Consider the following 17,031-nt stretch of genomic DNA (forward strand, 5'->3'; position numbering starts at 1 on the left):
TGAGCGGGGGCAAGAGCCGAATATAGGAAAATCGGCCCTATCCACAAGTCCGGCAGTTACCGGGAATTAAGCGCTTGGCGGCAGGAGGGACATGGCGATCAGGAAAGGCACGAGGCGCCGATGTACATCCGACGGATCAAGGGACCGCATTCCGTGACGCTGCCCGACGGCACGGTCATGACGCGCGCCGACCTGCCCGCGGCGCAGACGCGGCGCTGGGTGGCCAGCCGCAAGGCCGCGGTCGTGAGCGCGGTGGATCACGGGCTCATCACCGAGAAGGAGGCCCGCGAGACATGGTCCCTGTCGGAGGAGGAGCTTGACGCCTGGCGGCGCGCCGTGTCGCGGCATGGCATCGGCGCGCTTCGGGCCACGGCACTGCAACGCTATCGCGACGGCCCGGTGAAATGAAATCCGGTAATGGCCAGTATCGTGCAATTGCGGCGAATCGGTCTTTTCAGACGCAAATTTCCGGATAAGCTTTCGGGTAACTTGTAATTAACCATTTCGCGTCACGGTCCTTCTCGACCATTGCGAGAAATCGGAGACGTATGATGCGCGTTTTGCTTGTCGAAGACGACCCTACCACGTCCAGAAGCATCGAGATGATGCTCAAGCATGCCAATCTGAACGTGTATTCGACCGACCTCGGGGAGGAGGGCGTCGATCTCGCCAAGCTTTACGATTACGATATCATCCTGCTGGACCTGAACCTGCCGGACATGACGGGCCACGAAGTGCTGCGGCAGCTTCGCATGGCCCGGGTCGCCACGCCGATCCTGATTCTCTCGGGCCTCGACGATCCCGAGAACAAGCTGAAGGGCTTCGGGTTCGGCGCCGACGACTACCTGACCAAGCCCTTCCACCGCGAGGAGCTTGTCGCACGCATCCACGCGATCATCCGGCGCAGCCAGGGCCATGCGCAATCGGTGATCGCGACGGGGCGCATCTCGGTCAATCTCGACGCCAAGACCGTGGAAGCGGAGGGCAGGCCGGTGCATCTGACTGGCAAGGAATACCAGATGCTGGAGCTTCTGTCGCTTCGCAAGGGCACGACCCTGACCAAGGAAATGTTCCTCAACCACCTCTATGGCGGCATGGACGAGCCGGAGCTGAAGATCATCGATGTCTTCATCTGCAAGCTGCGCAAGAAACTGTCGGAAGCGACGGGTGGCGCGAACTACATCGAGACGGTGTGGGGACGCGGCTACGTCCTGCGCGATCCCGTCGAGGTGAAGCCCGACCTGGCCGCCACCGCCTGAGGCGGGCCGCGCGCGCACGGGCGGTCTCGCGACTGGACCTGACCCTCGCCGGCCCCTATCACCTGTGACGGGCGATGGAGAGGGCCGGAGCATGGGTGCGGGCGGACGCGGCGGCGAGGACGGGATCGGCAGGCTGACCGAGGCGGAGGCCGAGGCGCGGCTTGCCGAGCTGGCGGAGCTGCTGCGGCAGGCGGACCTCGCCTACCACCAGGCCGATGCGCCGGTCATGTCCGACGCCGACTACGATGCCTTGAAGCGCGAGAACGCCGCAATCGAGGCGCGGTTCCCGCATCTCAAGCGCGCCGACAGCCCCAGCGACCAGGTGGGCGCCGCGCCTGCCGAGGGCTTTTCCAAGGTCGCCCATTCCCAGCGGATGATGTCCCTCGCCAACGCCTTCGACGGGCAGGACGTCGCGGATTTCGTCGCGGGCATCCGCAGGTACCTCGGCCTCGGGGCGGATGACACGCTGGTCTTCACCGCCGAGCCGAAGATCGACGGCCTCTCGCTGTCGCTGCGCTACGAGGAGGGGCGTCTCGTGACGGCCGCGACGCGCGGGGACGGTGCCGTGGGCGAGAACGTCACGGCGAACGCCCGCACGATCGGCGACATCCCCGAGCGGATTGCCGATGCGCCCCAGGTGCTGGAGGTCCGGGGCGAGGTCTACATGAGCCACGCCGATTTCGCCGCGCTGAACGCCCGGCAGGAGGCGGCGGGATCGAGGACGTTTGCCAATCCGCGCAACGCCGCCGCGGGATCGCTGCGCCAGCTCGACCCCGAGGTCACGCGCGCCCGCCCGCTGCGGTTCTTCGCCTATGGCTGGGGCGAGGTGTCCGCGCCGCTGGCCGGCAGCCAGCTTGACGCGCTCGACAAGCTTGCGACGTTCGGCTTCTCGATCAACCCGCTGACCCGGCGTTGCGAGAGCACCGGCGCCCTGATGGAGCATTACTCCGGCATCGAGCAGGCGCGCGCGACGCTGGGCTACGACATCGACGGCGTCGTCTACAAGGTCGACGACCTTGCGCTTCAGGCGCGTCTTGGGTTCCGCTCGACCACGCCGCGATGGGCCATCGCGCACAAGTTTCCCGCCGAACTGGCGTGGACGCGCCTTCTGGCCATCGACATCCAGGTCGGACGGACCGGCGCGCTGTCGCCCGTCGCGCGGCTTCAGCCGGTAACGGTCGGCGGTGTCGTCGTCTCGAACGCGACGCTTCACAACGAGGACTACATCGCCGGCCGCGACGCGCGCGGCCAGCCGATCCGCGGCGGCAAGGACATCCGGGCGGGCGACTGGGTGCAGGTCTACCGCGCGGGCGATGTCATTCCGAAGATTGCGGATGTGGACCTGTCGCGACGGCCGGCCGACGCCGTGCCCTTCGACTTCCCCGCGACCTGTCCCGAATGCGGTTCGGACGCCGTCCGAGAGGAGGGCGACAGCGTGCGGCGCTGCACGGGCGGCCTTGTCTGTCCGGCCCAGGCCGTCGAGAAGCTGAAGCATTTCGTCGGCCGTGCCGCCTTCGACATCGAGGGGCTGGGCGCGAAACAGATCGAGGCCTTTTACGAGGATGGGTGGATCAAGGAACCCGCGGATATATTTGAACTGAAAGAGAAATATGGATCTGGCCTGCAGCAGTTGAAGAATCGCGAGGGTTGGGGCGCGAAATCGGCGGAGAACCTCTTCGACGCGATCGACGAGCGAAGGCGGATCCCGCTTGCCCGGGTGATCTTCGCGCTTGGCATCCGCCATGTCGGCGAGGTGGCCTCGGCCGATCTCGCGCGCCATTTCGGCAGCTGGGAGGCATTCGCGGACACCGTGGACCGTGCGGCGCAGGAGCCCGCGGCGGCCGCGCCCGACGCGCGCAGCCGCAAGCCGCTTCTGGCCGAAAGCCCCGCATGGTCCGAGATCGTCAGCATCGACGGCATCGGTGAGGCGGTGGCGGTGGCGCTGTCCTCGACCCTGACGCAGGCGGCCGAGCGCGCCTCGATCGATCGGCTGGTCGCGCATCTGCAGATCGAGGCCCCTAAGGCCCCGGCCACCGAGGGAAGCCCGGTCGCGGGCAAGACGGTGGTCTTCACCGGCACGCTCGAGAAGATGACGCGCGCCGAGGCCAAGGCGCGCGCCGAGGCCCTCGGCGCCAAGGTCTCGGGCAGCGTCAGCGCGCGGACGGACCTCGTGGTCGCAGGCCCCGGCGCGGGGTCGAAGGCTGCCAAGGCTGCCGAACTGGGCATCGAGACGATCGACGAGGATGCGTGGCTCGCGCTGATCGGCGATGGCTGAAAAGGGGCGCCCGGAGATCCTGTTCCCGCTATTCGCGGGGCTCGAGACGCTGGATGGTGTGGGCCCCAAGATCGCGCGCAATCTTGCGGGGCTTGCCATCGCATCGCCCAAGGACCTGCTTCTGACGCTGCCCGCGGGCGGCATCGACCGCTCGCGCAAGCCCTCGATCCGCGACGCCCCGATCCCCGGCACGGTCACGGTCGAGGTGGTGGTGGGCCGGCACCTGCCATCGTCGGGGCGCGGGCGGCCCTACCGGATCGAGGTCGAGGACGCGGCGACGCGGTTCCAGCTCGTGTTCTTCCACGCCCGCGACGATTACCTGAAGCGCATCCTGCCCACGGGCGCGCGCCGCGTCATCTCGGGCAAGGTCGAGCTTTTCGACGGTGTCGCGCAGATGGTGCATCCCGACCATGTCCTGCCGCCCGAGGATGCCGCAAGCCTGCCCGAGTTCGAACCCGTCTACCCGCTGACCGCCGGCGTGACGCAACGGGTGATGCACAAGGCCGCGCAATCCGCGCTGTCGCTCGTGCCGGACCTGCCCGAGTGGATCGACGCCGAATTGAAGCGTCAAAAGGGGTGGCCGGACTGGCCGCTCGCCCTGCGCGAGGCGCATGTCCCGCAAGGCCACGAGGACCTGTCGCGCTCGGCCAAGGCGCGCGAGCGTCTGGCCTTCGACGAGCTGTTCGCCCACCAGATGACGCTCGCGCTCGCGCGGCAATCGCGGCGGCGGCAGAAGGGGTTCGCCACGGCAGGAAATGGAAGTCTTAGGCGCAAAGTATTGGCGTCGCTTCCCTTTTCGCCCACGGGCGCGCAGCTTCGCGCGATCGGCGAGATCGAGGCGGACATGGGCGCCGACACGCGGATGAGCCGCCTTCTGCAGGGCGACGTGGGGGCCGGCAAGACGCTGGTGGCGCTGATGGCGCTGCTGATCGCCGTCGAGGCGGGCGGCCAGGGCGCGATGATGGCGCCGACGTCGATCCTTGCGGGTCAGCACTACGCGAACCTCGGGCCCATGGCCGAGCAGGCCGGCGTCGTGATCGAGCTTCTGACCGGCGCCGACAAGGGCACGGAGCGTGCCGCGAAGCTGCGGGCGCTTGCGGCCGGCGACATCCAGATTCTGGTGGGCACACACGCGGTCTTCCAGGACGACGTGGTGTTTCGCGACCTGCGCCTTGCCATCGTGGACGAGCAGCACCGCTTCGGGGTGGCCGAGCGCGTCCGGCTGAGCGGGAAGGGGCTGGCGACGGACGTCCTCGTGATGACGGCGACGCCCATCCCGCGGACGCTCAGCCTGGCGCAATACGGCGACATGGACGTGAGCGTGCTGGACGAAAAGCCGCCCGGGCGCAAACCGGTCAAGACGGCGCTCTTGTCCACGGGGCGCATCGGCGAGGTGGTGGCGCATCTGCGCGAGGCGCTGGCCGAGGGGCGGCAAGCCTACTGGGTCTGTCCGCTGGTCGAGGAATCGGAGGTCTATGACGCCGTCGCCGCCGAGGAGCGGTTCCGCCACCTGCGCGCGGAGCTTGGCGAGGGGCAGGTGGGCCTCGTCCACGGCCGCCTGACGCCCGCCGAGAAGGCCACCGTCATGGCGCGCTTCCAGGCGGGCGAGATGCGCCTTCTGGTCGCGACCACGGTGATCGAGGTGGGCGTCGACGTGCCCAACGCATCGATCATGGTCATCGAGCAGGCCGACATGTTCGGCCTTGCGCAGTTGCACCAGCTGCGCGGCCGCGTGGGGCGCGGCTCGGCCGAGTCCACGTGCCTGCTGCTGTACCGCTCGCCGCTTGGAGAGACCGCGAAGCGGCGGCTGATGGTCCTGCGCGAGACCGAGGACGGGTTCCGCATCGCGGAAGAGGATCTTGCGATTCGCGGCGCGGGCGACCTGATCGGCACCGCGCAATCCGGCCTCCCGCGGTTCCGCATCGCCGACCTCGAAAGCCAGACACCTCTGATGGCGCTGGCGCAATCGGGTGCGCGCGCGCTTCTGAGCCGCGATCCCGGGCTTGCCACGGAGCAGGGCGCGGCGGCCCGCACGCTTCTGTGGCTTATGGAGCAGGACAAGGCGATCGGACTGATCCGGGCGGGCTGAACCAGGGGCCACGGCCCGGCTATCTCGCTTTGTTCTCAAATGTTCCTAAAAAGTTCTCGACAAGCTGGGCGGTGTATGAGAACAAAGAGGCAACAAGACGACAGGAGAACCCGATGTTCACGCAAATCGCCGATATCCTTTCCGCATCCCGCGCCACGCTCGTCTCCGACGTGCTGGGCATGGCCGCGATCGCCGCGATGACCTTCGGCCTCCTTCATCTGCCCGCCTTCCTCTGACGCCAGTTTCTGCCTGCGGTCCGGCCGGACCCCCAGGTTGCGCCATCCTGTCCCGGAATTCGGGCGCAGCCACCCTGCCTCGCCCATCGCCTTCGCCTGCGATGGGCCTCCGGTCGAATGACACGCGACTGCCGCCGCCATCCAATCGGATGTGCGGCGGTTTTTTTTTAGGCGGGCGTGGTGTGGGACCGTGCAAGGGACCGGGGCCGGGCCGCGATCCGGCGGGGCGCCTCGGGGCTCAGGCGCAGGCCGCGCGTTCGGCCTCGGCCATGGCCTCGGCCGTGGCCTCGAGGGCGAGCATGATCGAGGCGTGGCGGTTGCGGTAGTCGCGCGCGGGTTCGAGGACCTCGTAGCCCTCGAACGGCGCGCCGGGCGGCGGGGCGCCGTCCTTCAGCATCGCCTTGAGTTGATCGCGCGCCGTCTCGATCTCGTCGCGGGTGCGCCCGATGACGTTGCAGCCAAGAAGCGCCGCCGAGGCCTGCCCGAGCGCGCAGGCCTTCACGTCCTGCCCGAAGCGCACGATGCGGCCGTCCTCGACGTCGAGATCGACGCTGACCGTCGACCCGCAGAGGGGCGCGCGCCTGCGGACGCTTGCCTGCGCGCCTTCGAGCCTTCCGCGATGCGGAATGTCCGCGGCAAGCCCGAGGATGCGCTGCGAGTAGAGCTTGATGAGGTCGCTGTCTGAGGTCATGCCGCTGGCCGTTTCCCGATCGTTTGCGTTTGGCCGTTCCCCGATATAGTTAGCCGCTGCGATCCCGATTGCAACGAGGCGCGTGATGCCCGAGACCGTCGAATTCGACCCCGAAGGCCTGCGCTACGACGCGGCGGGCCTGATCCCCTGCATCGCGCAGGACGCGGAGACGGGCGAGGTCCTGATGATGGCCTGGATGAACGCGGGCGCCGTCGCGCGGACCCTGGAGACGGGGCGCGTGACCTACTGGTCGCGGTCGAGGGCGTCCTACTGGGTCAAGGGCGAGACGAGCGGGCATGTTCAGGACCTCGTGGAACTGCGCGTCGATTGCGACCGGGACTCTCTTCTGGCCCTCGTGCGCCAGACCGGGCCGGCCTGCCACACGAACCGTCGGACGTGTTTCTACACCGCGGTCCGCGACGGCGCCGAGGTCGAGATCGTGACGCCCGGGTGAGGGGCGAAGCGGCGCGCGCGGCATCGAGCCGCGCCCGCCGCTTGTGCCTGCGGCACGCGTATTTCAGGAAAGATGAAGGGGCAGCCCGAGCATGCGCCTGATGTCTGCGGGGCTTGCGCCCACGGCGCGGTAGGTCGAGAGCGCGCGGGCGTCGTCGCGCTTGGCCAGGCGCTTGCCGTCCTCGTCGCGGATCAGGCGGTGATGGTGGAACGCGGGAACCGGCGTGCCGAGAAGGTGATGGAGAGCGGCGTGCAGGAACGCCGCCTCGAAGAGATCCTCGCCGCGGACGACGTGGGTTACGGACTGCGCGGCATCGTCGATCACGACGGAGAAGTGATAGCTCGCTCCCATCTGCGGGCGGGCGAGGACCGGATCCCCGACATGGGCGGCGAGATGGTGCGTCGTGACACGGTGATGTCCTGCATGTGCGGGGCCGGTCTCCTCGAAGCGGATGTCGAGGTCGGGGAAGGCGCGCGCGACGTCGAGGCGCAGCGCGTCGCCATCGCGCATCGCCGACATGGGACGGCCGCGGCAGGTGCCGGGGTAGATGCGCCCGTCGGGCCCGTGCGTTCGCGTGCCGTCGCCTTCCTGCGGCGCGGAGGCCGCGGCCTCGATGTCGCGGCGCCGGCACGAGCAGGGATAGGTCAGGCCGCGCGCGGCGAGCGTGTCGAGGGCGGCTGCGTAGCTGTCGAGGTGGTCCGATTGCCGACGCAGCCCCTCGTCCCAGGAGATGCCGAGCCAGCGGAGATCGCCGAGGATCGCGTCCTCCCAGTGCGGGCGGGCGCGGGAGCGGTCGATGTCGTCGATGCGCAGGAGGAAGACGCCTCCCGCGGCGCGGGCCATGTCATGGGCGGTGATGGCCGAGAATGCGTGGCCAAGATGCAGCGGCCCCGTGGGAGACGGGGCGAAGCGTGTGCGCATCATGACGCCTTTTCAAGAACGTAGACGGTGGAGTTGATGTCGAGCGACGGGAGGTGGGGGCCATCCTCGCTGCTCCGGATGCGCGCTGTGCCGGCTTCGGTCACGGCGGCGAGCCTTGCGGGAAACTCGGGCAGCCCGAGGGTGTGGTCGTTGAATGAGAAGACCATCAGACCGCCAGGGCGCAGGTGGGCGAGGCAGGTGTCCAGGAGGTCGGGCGGGCCGGCGCCCGCGCCGATCACGCCGACGGCCGCGACGGCGTCGTAGAGGTGGGGCGGCAGGTCCTCGGGCAGGTGCAGGCCGCGGTAGACGCCGCGCTCCCGCGCCACGGTCAACATGCCTTGCGACAGGTCGCAGCCGTCAATCGTGGTGAAGCCCGCATCGGCGAAGGCCGCGCCAGAGAGGCCGGTGCCGCAGCCCATGTCGAGGAGGCGCGCCTCGGGCGCGAGCCCGGTGGCGGCGAGCGCCTCGGCGCAACGGGATGGCGTGGCGTAGCCGCTTTGGGCGAGCTCGGCGTCGTAAGTCCCTGCCCAGGCGTCGTAATAGGCGCGCACGTCGTCTTCGCCGTCGAGGTCGTAGACGCCGTCGAGATAGGTTCCAGTCATGAGCGCAAGGCTAGCGGCGCGCTCAAGCGGCGTCCAGCGCCGTGGCTCCCATCCAGTGCTGCCAGTCTTCCTTGGCGCGGTCGGTGTAGGCCTTGTAGCGTTCGCGCCGTCCCCGGCGGCCGCCGCGGATCTTCTCGTCGCCCTTGGGCTGGAGGGGCGGGAACAGCCCGAAGTTCACGTTCATCGGCTGGAAGGTCCTGGCGTCGGCGCCGCCCGTGATGTGGTGCACGAGCGCGCCCATGGCCGTGGTCGCGGGCACCGGGGCGAGGGTCCGGCCCAGGAGATCGGCCGCGGCCATGCGCCCCGCGAGCAGGCCCATGGCGGCGGATTCGACATAACCCTCGACGCCTGTGATCTGGCCGGCGAAGCGCAGGTTCGGCCGCGAGCGCAGGCGCATCTGCGCGTCGAGCAGGGTCGGAGAGTTGATGAAGGTGTTTCGATGGATGCCGCCAAGCCGCGCGAAGGATGCGTCCTGAAGGCCGGGAATCATCCTGAAAACATCGGTTTGCGCGCCGTACTTCATCTTGGTCTGGAAGCCCACGATGTTATAGAGCGTGCCGAGCTTGTTGTCGCGCCGCAGCTGCACCACGGCGTGGGCCTTCACCTGCGGATCGTGCGGATTGGTCAGGCCCACGGGCTTCATCGGGCCGTGGCGGAGCGTTTCGCGGCCGCGCTCGGCCATGACCTCGATCGGCAGGCAGCCGTCGAAATACTGCGCCGTCTCGTCCGGCCTGAACTCGGTCTTCTCGGCGGCCAGAAGCGCGTCGATGAAGGCCTCGTATTCGGGCTTCGTCATCGGGCAGTTGATGTAGGCCGTGCGCTCGGCCTCGGTCTCGCCCTTGTCGTAGCGCGACTGCTCCCAGGCGATGCTCATGTCGATCGTCTCGGCGTAGACGATGGGCGCGATGGCGTCGAAGAAGGCGAGGCTGTCCTGTCCGGTCTCGGCGGCGATGGCCTCGGCCAGCGCGCCCGAGGTGAGGGGGCCGGTCGCGAAGATCCAGGCGCCGTCATCGGGCAGGGCCGTGATCTCGCCCGGCTCGAGGCGGACGTTGGGGTGGGCGCGCAACCGTTCCGTCACCGCCTCGGCGAAGGGATCGCGGTCGACGGCCAGCGCGCCGCCGGCGGGCAGGCGATGGCGGTCGGCCATTTCCATGATCAGGCCGCCGGCCTGCCGCATCTCCCAGTGCAGGAGGCCGACGGCGTTCTGCTCGTCGTCGTCAGACCGGAAGGAGTTTGAGCAGACCATCTCGGCGAGGCTGCCGGTGCGGTGGGCGAAGGTGCCGACCTTCGGCCGCATCTCGTGCAGGACGACCGACACGCCCATCTGCGCGGCCTGCCACGCGGCTTCGGACCCGGCCATGCCGCCGCCCACGATATGGAGTTCGTTTGTCATGGCCCCGGGAATACTGGCGCGCGCGCGATCTCTCAAGGGGCGAAGGCGCCGCCCCGCGATGTCTCAGGCGCGCCCGCCGTCGCGCGGCCCGGCGGGAATGTCGGGCGCGGTCTGCGGCGCGCGGCCCGGCGGCGGGGCCGTGCTGGCCGGCTGCAGGTGGAGGCCCAGCCGCCTGCGCGCCTGTGCCCGGTCGCCGCCGTAGGTCAGCATCAGCGCCGCGATCAGCGCCATGTCGCGCCAGAAGAAGCCCAGCACCCGCTCGAGGCCCAGATCGACCATGTGCAGGTAGCTTGCGCAGAAGGTCATCAGCCCGAGAAGCATCGCGGCGAGGCGGGTGCGCGACCCGATCATGACCATGATCGACAGCGCCATGACGACGCTGGAGCCCGCGATCCGGTCGAGCGGCGCGGGCAAAACCGGCGAGAACAGGACGGCGGTATCGGAACCGGGGATGGATCCGCTGGCAGCGGCGATGAAATAGGACGCGATCAACATGCGCAGGGTCGTCTGCGCGGCTTCGCTGAGCGTCACCGAAGGCACGGGGTCGTGGGGCATATTTCCTCGGACGAAGAATGCCCCGGTCCGGGGCGGCAGCTTCGCGCAGGAGCCTCGCCGTTCAACCCGGCCCGAATGCGGACGGTTCAGGTGGAAAAGCGGGTCAATTCAAGGCGGAAGCGCCACAAAGGTTTACGCCGCCGGGCACGGTCGGGCGCGCGGGCCTTCCGGCGACGCGCCCGCGCTCGATCACTCCTCGGGGCGCGCGTCGGTGCCGTCGGCGTCCGTCACGCCAGCCTCGGCCGCGCTTGCATCCGCGTCGGGATCGGCGTCGCCCTGGTCGGCGATCCACGCCACCGAGACCACCTCTTCGCCGGCGCCGGTGTTGAACACCCGCACCCCGCCCGCCGAACGCGAGCGGAACGATATGCCGTCCACCGGCACGCGGATCGACTGTCCGGTCGATGTGGCGAGCATGATCTGGTCGCCGCTTTCGACCGGGAAGCACGCCCTGAGCGGCCCGCCGCGCATCGCCTTGTCCATCGCCGCCACGCCCTGGCCGCCGCGCCCGCGAACGGGATAGTCGTGGCTGGAGGACAGCTTGCCCGACCCGTTCGCCGTGATCGTGAGGATCAGGTCCTCCGAGGCGGACATCTCGGCGTAGCGCTCGGGGGACAGCTGGCCCTCGGCGACGGCGGGTTCCTCCTCGTCGGCCTCGACCTCGTCGTCGGGGGCGCCGGCCATCAGGCGGCGCTGCTTGAGGTAGGCCGCGCGCTCCTGCGGGTCGGCCTCGAAGTGGCGGATCACGGCCATGGAGACGACGCGGTCGTCCCCGGCAAGGCGGATGCCGCGCACGCCGGTCGAATCGCGGCCCTTGAAGACGCGCACGTCCGTCGTGGGGAAGCGGATCGCCCGCCCGCCCGCCGTGACCAGCATGACGTCGTCGGTTTCCGAGCAGATGCGCGCGTTCACGAGGCTGACCGAATGGTCCTCGGGCAGGCGCATGGCGATCTTGCCGTTTCGCATGACGTTCGTGAAATCCGACAGCGCGTTGCGCCGCACGTCGCCCGCGCTGGTGGCGAAGACGATCTGCAACTCGTCCCAGTGATCTTCGTCGCGGTCCACGGGCATGACGGCCGCGATTCCGGTGCCGGTGTCGATCGGCAGGATGTTCACGATGGCCTTGCCGCGGGACGCGCGCGAGCCCATCGGCAGGCGCCATGTCTTGAGCTTGTAGACCATGCCGTCGGTCGTGAAGAACAGGAGCGGCGTGTGGGTGTTGGCCACGAAGAGCGACGTGACCACGTCGTCCTCCTTCAGCGCGCCGCCCGAAAGGCCCTTGCCGCCACGCTTCTGGGCGCGGAATTCGCCAAGCGGCGTGCGCTTGATGTAGCCGCCCTGCGTGATGGTGACGACCATTTCCTCGCGCTCGATGAGATCCTCGTCCTCCATGTCGCCCGACCAGTCGGCGATCTCGGTGCGGCGGGGCACGGCGAACTTCTCGCGGACCTCGGCCATCTCCTCGGAGATGATCGAGAGGATGCGGTCGCGCGACGCGAGAATGTCGAGGTAGTCGCGGATCTTGCCGGCCAGTTCCTGCAGCTCGTCGGTGACTTCCTTGACGCCGATCTGGGTCAGGCGCTGCAGGCGCAGCTCGAGGATGGCGCGGGCCTGCGTCTCGGAGAGGTTGTAGGTCCCGTCATCGTTCATCTTGTGCGTCGGGTCGTCGATCAGCTTGATGTAGGGCGCGATCTCGGCGGCTGGCCAGCGGCGGGTCATCAGCTTCTCGCGCGCCTCGGCGGCGTCGGCGGAGGCGCGGATGGTCGCCACGACCTCATCGACGTTCGACACGGCGACGGCGAGGCCGCACAGGACGTGCGCGCGCTCGCGGGCCTTGTTGAGCTCGAAGGCGGTGCGGCGGGCCACCACCTCCTCGCGGAAGTCGAGAAAGGCGGTCAGGAAACCGCGCAGCGTCAGCTGCTCGGGCCGCCCGCCGTTCAGCGCCAGCATGTTGCAGCCGAAGGACGTCTGCATCTGCGTGAAGCGGAACAGCTGGTTCAACACGACCTCCGGCGTCGCGTCGCGCTTGAGCTCGATCACCACGCGCACGCCGACGCGGTCGCTTTCGTCGGCCACGCCCGAGATGCCCTCGAGCTTCTTGTCGCGGACCAGCTCGGCGATGCGCTCGATCATCGAGGCCTTGTTCACCTGGTAGGGGATCTCGTCCACGACGATGGCGTAGCGGTCCTTGCGGACCTCCTCCACGTGGGTCTTCGCGCGGATGATGACGCTGCCGCGCCCCTCGAGGTAGGCCTTGCGCGCGCCTGCGCGGCCCAGGATCAGGGCGCCGGTCGGGAAATCGGGGGCGGGGATGTATTCGATCAGCTGTTCCGAGGTCAGGTCGGGGTCCTTGATCAGCGCCTGACAGGCATCGATCACCTCGCCAAGGTTGTGCGGCGGGATGTTGGTGGCCATGCCCACCGCGATGCCGCCCGCGCCGTTGACCAGCATGTTGGGGAAGCGCGCCGGAAGGACCGTCGGCTCCTGCTGCTTGCCGTCGTAGTTGTCCTGGAAGTCGACCGTGTCCTTGTCGATGTCGGCCAGCATGAAGGCCGCGGGCGGGGCCATCCGCACCTCGGTGTAGCGCATGGCCGCCGGGTTGTCGCCGTCCATGGAGCCGAAGTTGCCCTGGCCGTCGAGAAGCGGCAGCGACATGGAGAAGTCCTGCGCCATCCGCACCAGCGCGTCGTAGATCGCGCTGTCGCCGTGCGGGTGATACTGGCCCATGACATCGCCCACCGGGCGCGCGGACTTGCGGTAGGGTTTCTCGTGGGTGTTGCCGGTCTCGTGCATCGCGAAGAGGATGCGGCGGTGGACCGGCTTGAGGCCGTCGCGCAGATCGGGGATCGCGCGGGAGATGATGACGCTCATCGCGTAGTCGATGAAGGACGTCTTCATCTCCGTCGTGATGTCGATGGAAGGCCCCGAGGGCCCGGGCGCGGCGGGCCCGGTTTCGTCCATGTTTTCAGGCGGTTCTGGCGTGTCTGTCAAAGGCTCGGCCTCGGCGTCGGGGCGTTTCTATATCTAGTTGAGAGCAAGTATAAAGACGCGCGATATGGTGCGCAATGGCTCCGGCCGAGATGTCTTGGCAGCACCCGAAGCTGAGTGACAACACGCTGTTTTTGTTGATTTTTAGAGAATCGGTGGCAGGCTTGCAGGTGGAAGGGGCATTGAAGGAGGTGCCGCATGGCAAACACCGAGACCGAGCTTCTGCTGAAAGGTTACGGGCTGACCACCGCCGAGATGGTCTACCGGCTTCCCGATTACCGGAACGTCCTGAACACATTCGTCTGGCAGGAATACGACCTTGCGCCCGATTATCCGCGCCTCTTCGAGTTCATCGAATTCTGGCAGGACCGGATCGAGGGGCCGCTGCATTCCGTGCACTTCGTGCATCGCCGGATGATCTCCTCGGGCGAGTGGCGCAACGTGACGGGGACGTTCACCTACCACTGACGCCCGGCGGCGGGGGCCGGACGGACCCAGGATCAGGCGCGGCGGGGGCGCGTCGCGGCCACGATCCACAAGCCCGCGAGCGCCAGCGATCCCAGGCCGTTCCAGCTGGCCATCGACAGGCCCAGCATCTCCCACGCGACCTCGTCGCAAAGCACGATGCCCGTGCCCATGTCGGGGTTGAGAAGGTCGGCCACGTTCATGTCGGCGATGCCCGAGCCCGAGCAGGAGGTCGGCCCCTCCCACCAGTCGCGCTCCACGCCCGTGTGATAAAGCGCGATGCCCGCGTTACCCAGCATCGAGAGCGCGCCAAGACCGGCCACGATCGCCGAGGGGATCGCCATGCCGATCGCGCCGAGCGCGATTGCCACGGCATGGGGCCAGCGCTGCCAGATGCACATGGCGCAGGGCAGAAGCCCGCCGAGATACTGGAAACCGAAGGCGCCCGCCAGAAGCGCGGCCGATCCCGCAGCGGCAAGCGCGATCCAGGTCCTCCGTGTCGGTGCCGTCGTGGTCATGTGACGCCTCGCAGGGTCATGTTGCCGGGGTGATACCTAGCCATGCGGCGGCCGTGCGCAAGTCCCGATCCGCGCGGCCCTCAGATCCCGAGCCATCCCCGCAGGAGGCTCGCGAGCGTGGCCCCCGCGATCAGCAGCGTCGCGATCCACGCCGTGCCGAGGAGCGAGCCGAGGATGACGAGGATCCCGTCGCGCTGCAGAAGGCCCATGGCCACGATCACCACGGCGATGCCGGGGACGGTGTTCGTGCCGGGCAGGGGCACCAGGATCGACGCGCTGAACAGGACGAGCGCGATGCCGATGACCCGGTCGGCCGGCGCGCGGGTAAGCGCGCCCAGCCGCGGTCTGCTGACCGTCTCGATCCGGCGGAGCCACGGGCCCGCGCGGCGGGCGAGATCCTCGAGCCCGCGCTTCGACACCGTGCGCGCCCCGAGCCGTCCGGGAAGCCACGGCATGTCGCGGCCCATCAGGATCTGCAGCGAGATGAACATCAGCGGCAGGGCGACGATCTGCGGAATGCCGTAGAGGAACGGGATGCAGCAGGGCAGGGCGAGCACGAGCAGGAACAGGCCGAAGGCGCGCTCGTGAAGCTGCGCGAGAACCCAGTCGAGGCTGACCGCCTCGCCGGTCGCATCCTCGGCCAGCTGCGCCAGTCGGTGCGAAATCGCCATGGGCCGGTCGGGATCTGCCGACAGGGTCGAGTGTGCCGACATGGGACTGTCTCCTCTGTGCTCCGCCCACGCGGCCGAGCCTTGCGCTTCGACTAGCAAATCGCGCGCGCACTCGCCAGCGCGTCGCGGGGTGCGCGTTGTCGCCCCGCCCGCCGGCGCGCGGCGGCAGCTCGCCGGGGCCACGGGCCCCTGCCTTCCGCGGCCCGTGACGGGACAGGAAGAAGGGCCGGACGCCCGCCGCGGCCAGGCCAGAAAAACGGGTGACAGGGGGCGGCGGCTGGTTAAGGATACGGCCGGGGGCCGTGCGTGTCGGAGGCGCGTCCGGCCCGGCGAGACGAGTTTCGTAAGCCGGCATCCGCCGCACCGAATGACGCGCGGAGACCGGCCAGGGAGGAAAGACATGACAGAACTTCTCAAGACGGCGGCGCTGGCCGCCGCCATCGCCGGCGCGACGCTGACGCTCGGCACGCAGGCCGCGACCGCGCAGGCCGAGGTCACGCTGCGCTGCCAGCATTTCCTGTCGCCCATGGGCTCGGTGCCGCGCTTCTTCATCGAGCCATGGGCCGAGAAGGTCGAAGCGGATTCGAACGGGCGGATCGACGTGCAGATCTTCCCCGCGATGCAGCTTGGCGGCACCCCGCCCTCGCTTTACGACCAGATCCGCGACGGCGTGATCGACTGCGGCTGGACGATCCCCGCCTACACGCCCGGCCGCTTCCCCGAGGCCGAGGCGTTCGAGCTGCCGTTCATGACCTCGATGTCGGCCGAGGCCTCGAGCCGCGCCGCGTGGGACTTCACCGAAGCGCACCTGATGGACCGTTTCGGCGACGTGCGCCCGATGGCGGTGCACGTCCACGGGCCGGGCGTGATCCACACGACGAACGCGCCCATCCAGTCGATCGACGATTTCGACGGCCTCCAGCTGCGCGGGCCCAGCCGGATGGCGAACGCTCTTCTGGAAGAGCTTGGGGCGACGCCCGTGGGGATGCCCGTTCCGGCCTTCCCCGAGGCGCTGAGCCGCGGCACCGTCGATGGCGGCGTCATCCCGTGGGAGGTGGTGCCCGCGCTGCGGGTCGAGGAGCTGGCCGAGAACCATACCCAGATCGGCGGCGACCGCGCGCTCTACAACACCTTCTTCATCTGGGCGATGAACCCCGACACCTACGACAGCCTTCCGCCGGACCTGCAGGCCGTGATCGACCAGAACTCGGGCATCGAGATCTCGGCATGGGCCGGGCGCGCGATGGACGAGGGCGACGACATGGCCGAGACGGCGATCCGCGAGCGCGGCAACACGATCGTGACGCTCGACGATGACGTGGTGGCCCAACTGCGCGAGGTCGGCGGCATGGTCACCGAGCGCTGGATCGACGAGATGACGGCGCTTGGCCTCGATGGTGCGGCGCTGGTCGAGGACGCCCGCGCGCTGGTGGCCGAATATTCCGGCGAATGACGATGGCGGCCCCGGCTTCCTGCGGGCCGGGGCCTGCCGTGGCGCGTGGTGACCTTTTGCCTGCGCGCGCCGGCGGTGCGGCATATCGCGCTTCCGGCGCGGCGCCGGCGCTGGCCGTGGCAATGTCCGGGCCCGGCGCAGGCGGCGTGCGGAAGACCCGCCCAGAGGCGACGCTTCGCGTTGGCCCGAAGGCCCGTCCCCCGGCCGCGTGGCGCCGTGCGGAGGTCCGCGGCGCAGGGCCGGGCAGGGCCCGCGGGACCGCCCGCAGGGCGTGCGGCCTGCGCCCGATGCCGCGCGCGCCACGCATGGAAGTGTTGAACAGGACCCGGTATCTGATATTTGCATCGTGCAACCATGGGGAGGGGGAGATCCTTTGGTGAAGGTTTCGGAGGGAGCGAGTGGCGCAAGGGACACCCGGGCGCCCCACCTCCGGTCCGGGCGGAAGGGAGGCCGCCCGGACG

The 17,031-nt window shown here is 69.0% G+C and carries 16 protein-coding genes; 8 read left to right on the forward strand and 8 right to left on the reverse strand.

Translation table 11 applies throughout. The annotated features are described in order from the left end of the window. Window positions 1–120: 120 nt before the first annotated feature. The 5 genes from sciP (at window position 121) to P6F26_RS17990 (ending at window position 5,859) form a co-directional block, all read left to right on the forward strand. Entirely contained in the window at window positions 121–408 is a 288-nt protein-coding gene (sciP, locus tag P6F26_RS17970) for a CtrA inhibitor SciP (RefSeq protein ID WP_278030084.1), read from the forward strand. A 143-nt stretch (window positions 409–551) separates the two neighbouring features. Further along, window positions 552–1,259 carry a response regulator transcription factor CtrA gene (gene ctrA / locus P6F26_RS17975; RefSeq protein ID WP_278030085.1) on the forward strand — a complete coding sequence of 236 codons (708 nt, stop codon included), beginning with the start codon at window positions 552–554 and terminating at the stop codon, window positions 1,257–1,259. A 91-nt stretch (window positions 1,260–1,350) separates the two neighbouring features. Further along, complete coding sequence (gene ligA, locus P6F26_RS17980) at window positions 1,351–3,534, forward strand: NAD-dependent DNA ligase LigA (RefSeq protein ID WP_278030086.1); 2,184 nt, start codon at window positions 1,351–1,353, stop codon at window positions 3,532–3,534. Then, window positions 3,527–5,623 (forward strand): ATP-dependent DNA helicase RecG, encoded by a 2,097-nt coding sequence (gene recG / locus P6F26_RS17985; protein ID WP_278030087.1) that lies wholly within the window; start codon window positions 3,527–3,529, stop codon window positions 5,621–5,623. The genes ligA and recG overlap by 8 nt, the downstream gene beginning before the upstream one ends. Window positions 5,624–5,736: 113 nt before the next feature. Then, window positions 5,737–5,859 (forward strand): hypothetical protein, encoded by a 123-nt coding sequence (locus P6F26_RS17990; RefSeq protein WP_278030088.1) that lies wholly within the window; start codon window positions 5,737–5,739, stop codon window positions 5,857–5,859. A 238-nt stretch (window positions 5,860–6,097) separates the two neighbouring features. On the opposite strand, the gene P6F26_RS17995 is transcribed toward P6F26_RS17990, so the two are convergent. After that, complete coding sequence (locus P6F26_RS17995; RefSeq protein WP_278030089.1) at window positions 6,098–6,550, reverse strand: iron-sulfur cluster assembly scaffold protein; 453 nt, start codon at window positions 6,548–6,550, stop codon at window positions 6,098–6,100. 85 nt (window positions 6,551–6,635) lie between these two features. On the opposite strand from P6F26_RS17995, the gene hisI reads away from it, so the two are divergent. Next, window positions 6,636–7,004 (forward strand): phosphoribosyl-AMP cyclohydrolase, encoded by a 369-nt coding sequence (gene hisI, locus P6F26_RS18000; protein ID WP_278030090.1) that lies wholly within the window; start codon window positions 6,636–6,638, stop codon window positions 7,002–7,004. Between the two features lie 63 nt (window positions 7,005–7,067). Here the strand turns inward: hisI and gluQRS are convergent, their stop codons facing one another. The 5 genes from gluQRS to gyrA form a co-directional block, all read right to left on the reverse strand. After that, window positions 7,068–7,925: a tRNA glutamyl-Q(34) synthetase GluQRS gene (gene gluQRS / locus P6F26_RS18005; protein WP_278030098.1), complete on the reverse strand. Its 858-nt coding sequence runs from the start codon at window positions 7,923–7,925 to the stop codon at window positions 7,068–7,070. Next, complete coding sequence (locus P6F26_RS18010; protein WP_278030091.1) at window positions 7,925–8,527, reverse strand: class I SAM-dependent DNA methyltransferase; 603 nt, start codon at window positions 8,525–8,527, stop codon at window positions 7,925–7,927. Before P6F26_RS18010 ends, gluQRS begins: the two co-directional genes overlap by 1 nt. Window positions 8,528–8,549: 22 nt before the next feature. After that, window positions 8,550–9,920, reverse strand: coding sequence for a methylenetetrahydrofolate--tRNA-(uracil(54)-C(5))-methyltransferase (FADH(2)-oxidizing) TrmFO (gene trmFO / locus P6F26_RS18015; protein WP_430736762.1), 1,371 nt, complete (start codon window positions 9,918–9,920; stop codon window positions 8,550–8,552). Between the two features lie 63 nt (window positions 9,921–9,983). Next, window positions 9,984–10,475, reverse strand: coding sequence for a hypothetical protein (locus P6F26_RS18020; RefSeq protein ID WP_278030092.1), 492 nt, complete (start codon window positions 10,473–10,475; stop codon window positions 9,984–9,986). Window positions 10,476–10,664: 189 nt separating this feature from the next. Continuing rightward, window positions 10,665–13,466: a DNA gyrase subunit A gene (gene gyrA / locus P6F26_RS18025; protein WP_278030093.1), complete on the reverse strand. Its 2,802-nt coding sequence runs from the start codon at window positions 13,464–13,466 to the stop codon at window positions 10,665–10,667. 195 nt (window positions 13,467–13,661) lie between these two features. Here gyrA and P6F26_RS18030 point away from each other — a divergent pair, with 195 nt between their 5' ends. Then, window positions 13,662–13,931, forward strand: a complete 270-nt coding sequence (locus P6F26_RS18030) for an usg protein (protein ID WP_278030094.1) — start codon at window positions 13,662–13,664, stop codon at window positions 13,929–13,931. Between the two features lie 32 nt (window positions 13,932–13,963). Here P6F26_RS18030 and P6F26_RS18035 read toward each other — a convergent pair whose 3' ends face one another. Together P6F26_RS18035 and P6F26_RS18040 are read right to left on the reverse strand one after the other, a co-directional pair. Continuing rightward, window positions 13,964–14,446 carry a disulfide bond formation protein B gene (locus P6F26_RS18035; RefSeq protein WP_278030095.1) on the reverse strand — a complete coding sequence of 161 codons (483 nt, stop codon included), beginning with the start codon at window positions 14,444–14,446 and terminating at the stop codon, window positions 13,964–13,966. Between the two features lie 80 nt (window positions 14,447–14,526). Then, the gene (locus P6F26_RS18040; RefSeq protein ID WP_278030096.1) at window positions 14,527–15,159 is read right to left on the reverse strand and encodes an exopolysaccharide biosynthesis protein; all 633 of its coding nucleotides are present in this window, start codon (window positions 15,157–15,159) and stop codon (window positions 14,527–14,529) included. 358 nt (window positions 15,160–15,517) lie between these two features. On the opposite strand from P6F26_RS18040, the gene P6F26_RS18045 reads away from it, so the two are divergent. Next, window positions 15,518–16,570 (forward strand): TRAP transporter substrate-binding protein, encoded by a 1,053-nt coding sequence (locus tag P6F26_RS18045; protein ID WP_278030097.1) that lies wholly within the window; start codon window positions 15,518–15,520, stop codon window positions 16,568–16,570. The last annotated feature ends 461 nt before the right edge of the window (window positions 16,571–17,031 follow it).

Origin of the sequence: Roseicyclus salinarum, assembly GCF_029624655.1 — a bacterium.
In the GTDB taxonomy this organism is placed as follows: domain Bacteria; phylum Pseudomonadota; class Alphaproteobacteria; order Rhodobacterales; family Rhodobacteraceae; genus Roseibacterium; species Roseibacterium salinarum.

Excerpts from the sequence above, each read along its gene's own strand:
- sciP (WP_278030084.1), top strand. The coding sequence starts at position 121 with ATGTACATCCGACGGATCAAGGGACCGCATTCCGTGACGCTGCCCGAC.
- ctrA (WP_278030085.1), top strand. The coding sequence starts at position 552 with ATGCGCGTTTTGCTTGTCGAAGACGACCCTACCACGTCCAGAAGCATC.
- ligA (WP_278030086.1), top strand. The coding sequence starts at position 1,351 with ATGGGTGCGGGCGGACGCGGCGGCGAGGACGGGATCGGCAGGCTGACC.
- recG (WP_278030087.1), top strand. The coding sequence starts at position 3,527 with ATGGCTGAAAAGGGGCGCCCGGAGATCCTGTTCCCGCTATTCGCGGGG.
- P6F26_RS17990 (WP_278030088.1), top strand. The coding sequence starts at position 5,737 with ATGTTCACGCAAATCGCCGATATCCTTTCCGCATCCCGCGCCACGCTC.
- P6F26_RS17995 (WP_278030089.1), bottom strand. The coding sequence starts at position 6,550 with ATGACCTCAGACAGCGACCTCATCAAGCTCTACTCGCAGCGCATCCTC.
- hisI (WP_278030090.1), top strand. The coding sequence starts at position 6,636 with ATGCCCGAGACCGTCGAATTCGACCCCGAAGGCCTGCGCTACGACGCG.
- gluQRS (WP_278030098.1), bottom strand. The coding sequence starts at position 7,925 with ATGCGCACACGCTTCGCCCCGTCTCCCACGGGGCCGCTGCATCTTGGC.
- P6F26_RS18010 (WP_278030091.1), bottom strand. The coding sequence starts at position 8,527 with ATGACTGGAACCTATCTCGACGGCGTCTACGACCTCGACGGCGAAGAC.
- trmFO (WP_430736762.1), bottom strand. The coding sequence starts at position 9,920 with ATGACAAACGAACTCCATATCGTGGGCGGCGGCATGGCCGGGTCCGAA.
- P6F26_RS18020 (WP_278030092.1), bottom strand. The coding sequence starts at position 10,475 with ATGCCCCACGACCCCGTGCCTTCGGTGACGCTCAGCGAAGCCGCGCAG.
- P6F26_RS18030 (WP_278030094.1), top strand. The coding sequence starts at position 13,662 with ATGGCAAACACCGAGACCGAGCTTCTGCTGAAAGGTTACGGGCTGACC.
- P6F26_RS18035 (WP_278030095.1), bottom strand. The coding sequence starts at position 14,446 with ATGACCACGACGGCACCGACACGGAGGACCTGGATCGCGCTTGCCGCT.
- P6F26_RS18040 (WP_278030096.1), bottom strand. The coding sequence starts at position 15,159 with ATGTCGGCACACTCGACCCTGTCGGCAGATCCCGACCGGCCCATGGCG.
- P6F26_RS18045 (WP_278030097.1), top strand. The coding sequence starts at position 15,518 with ATGACAGAACTTCTCAAGACGGCGGCGCTGGCCGCCGCCATCGCCGGC.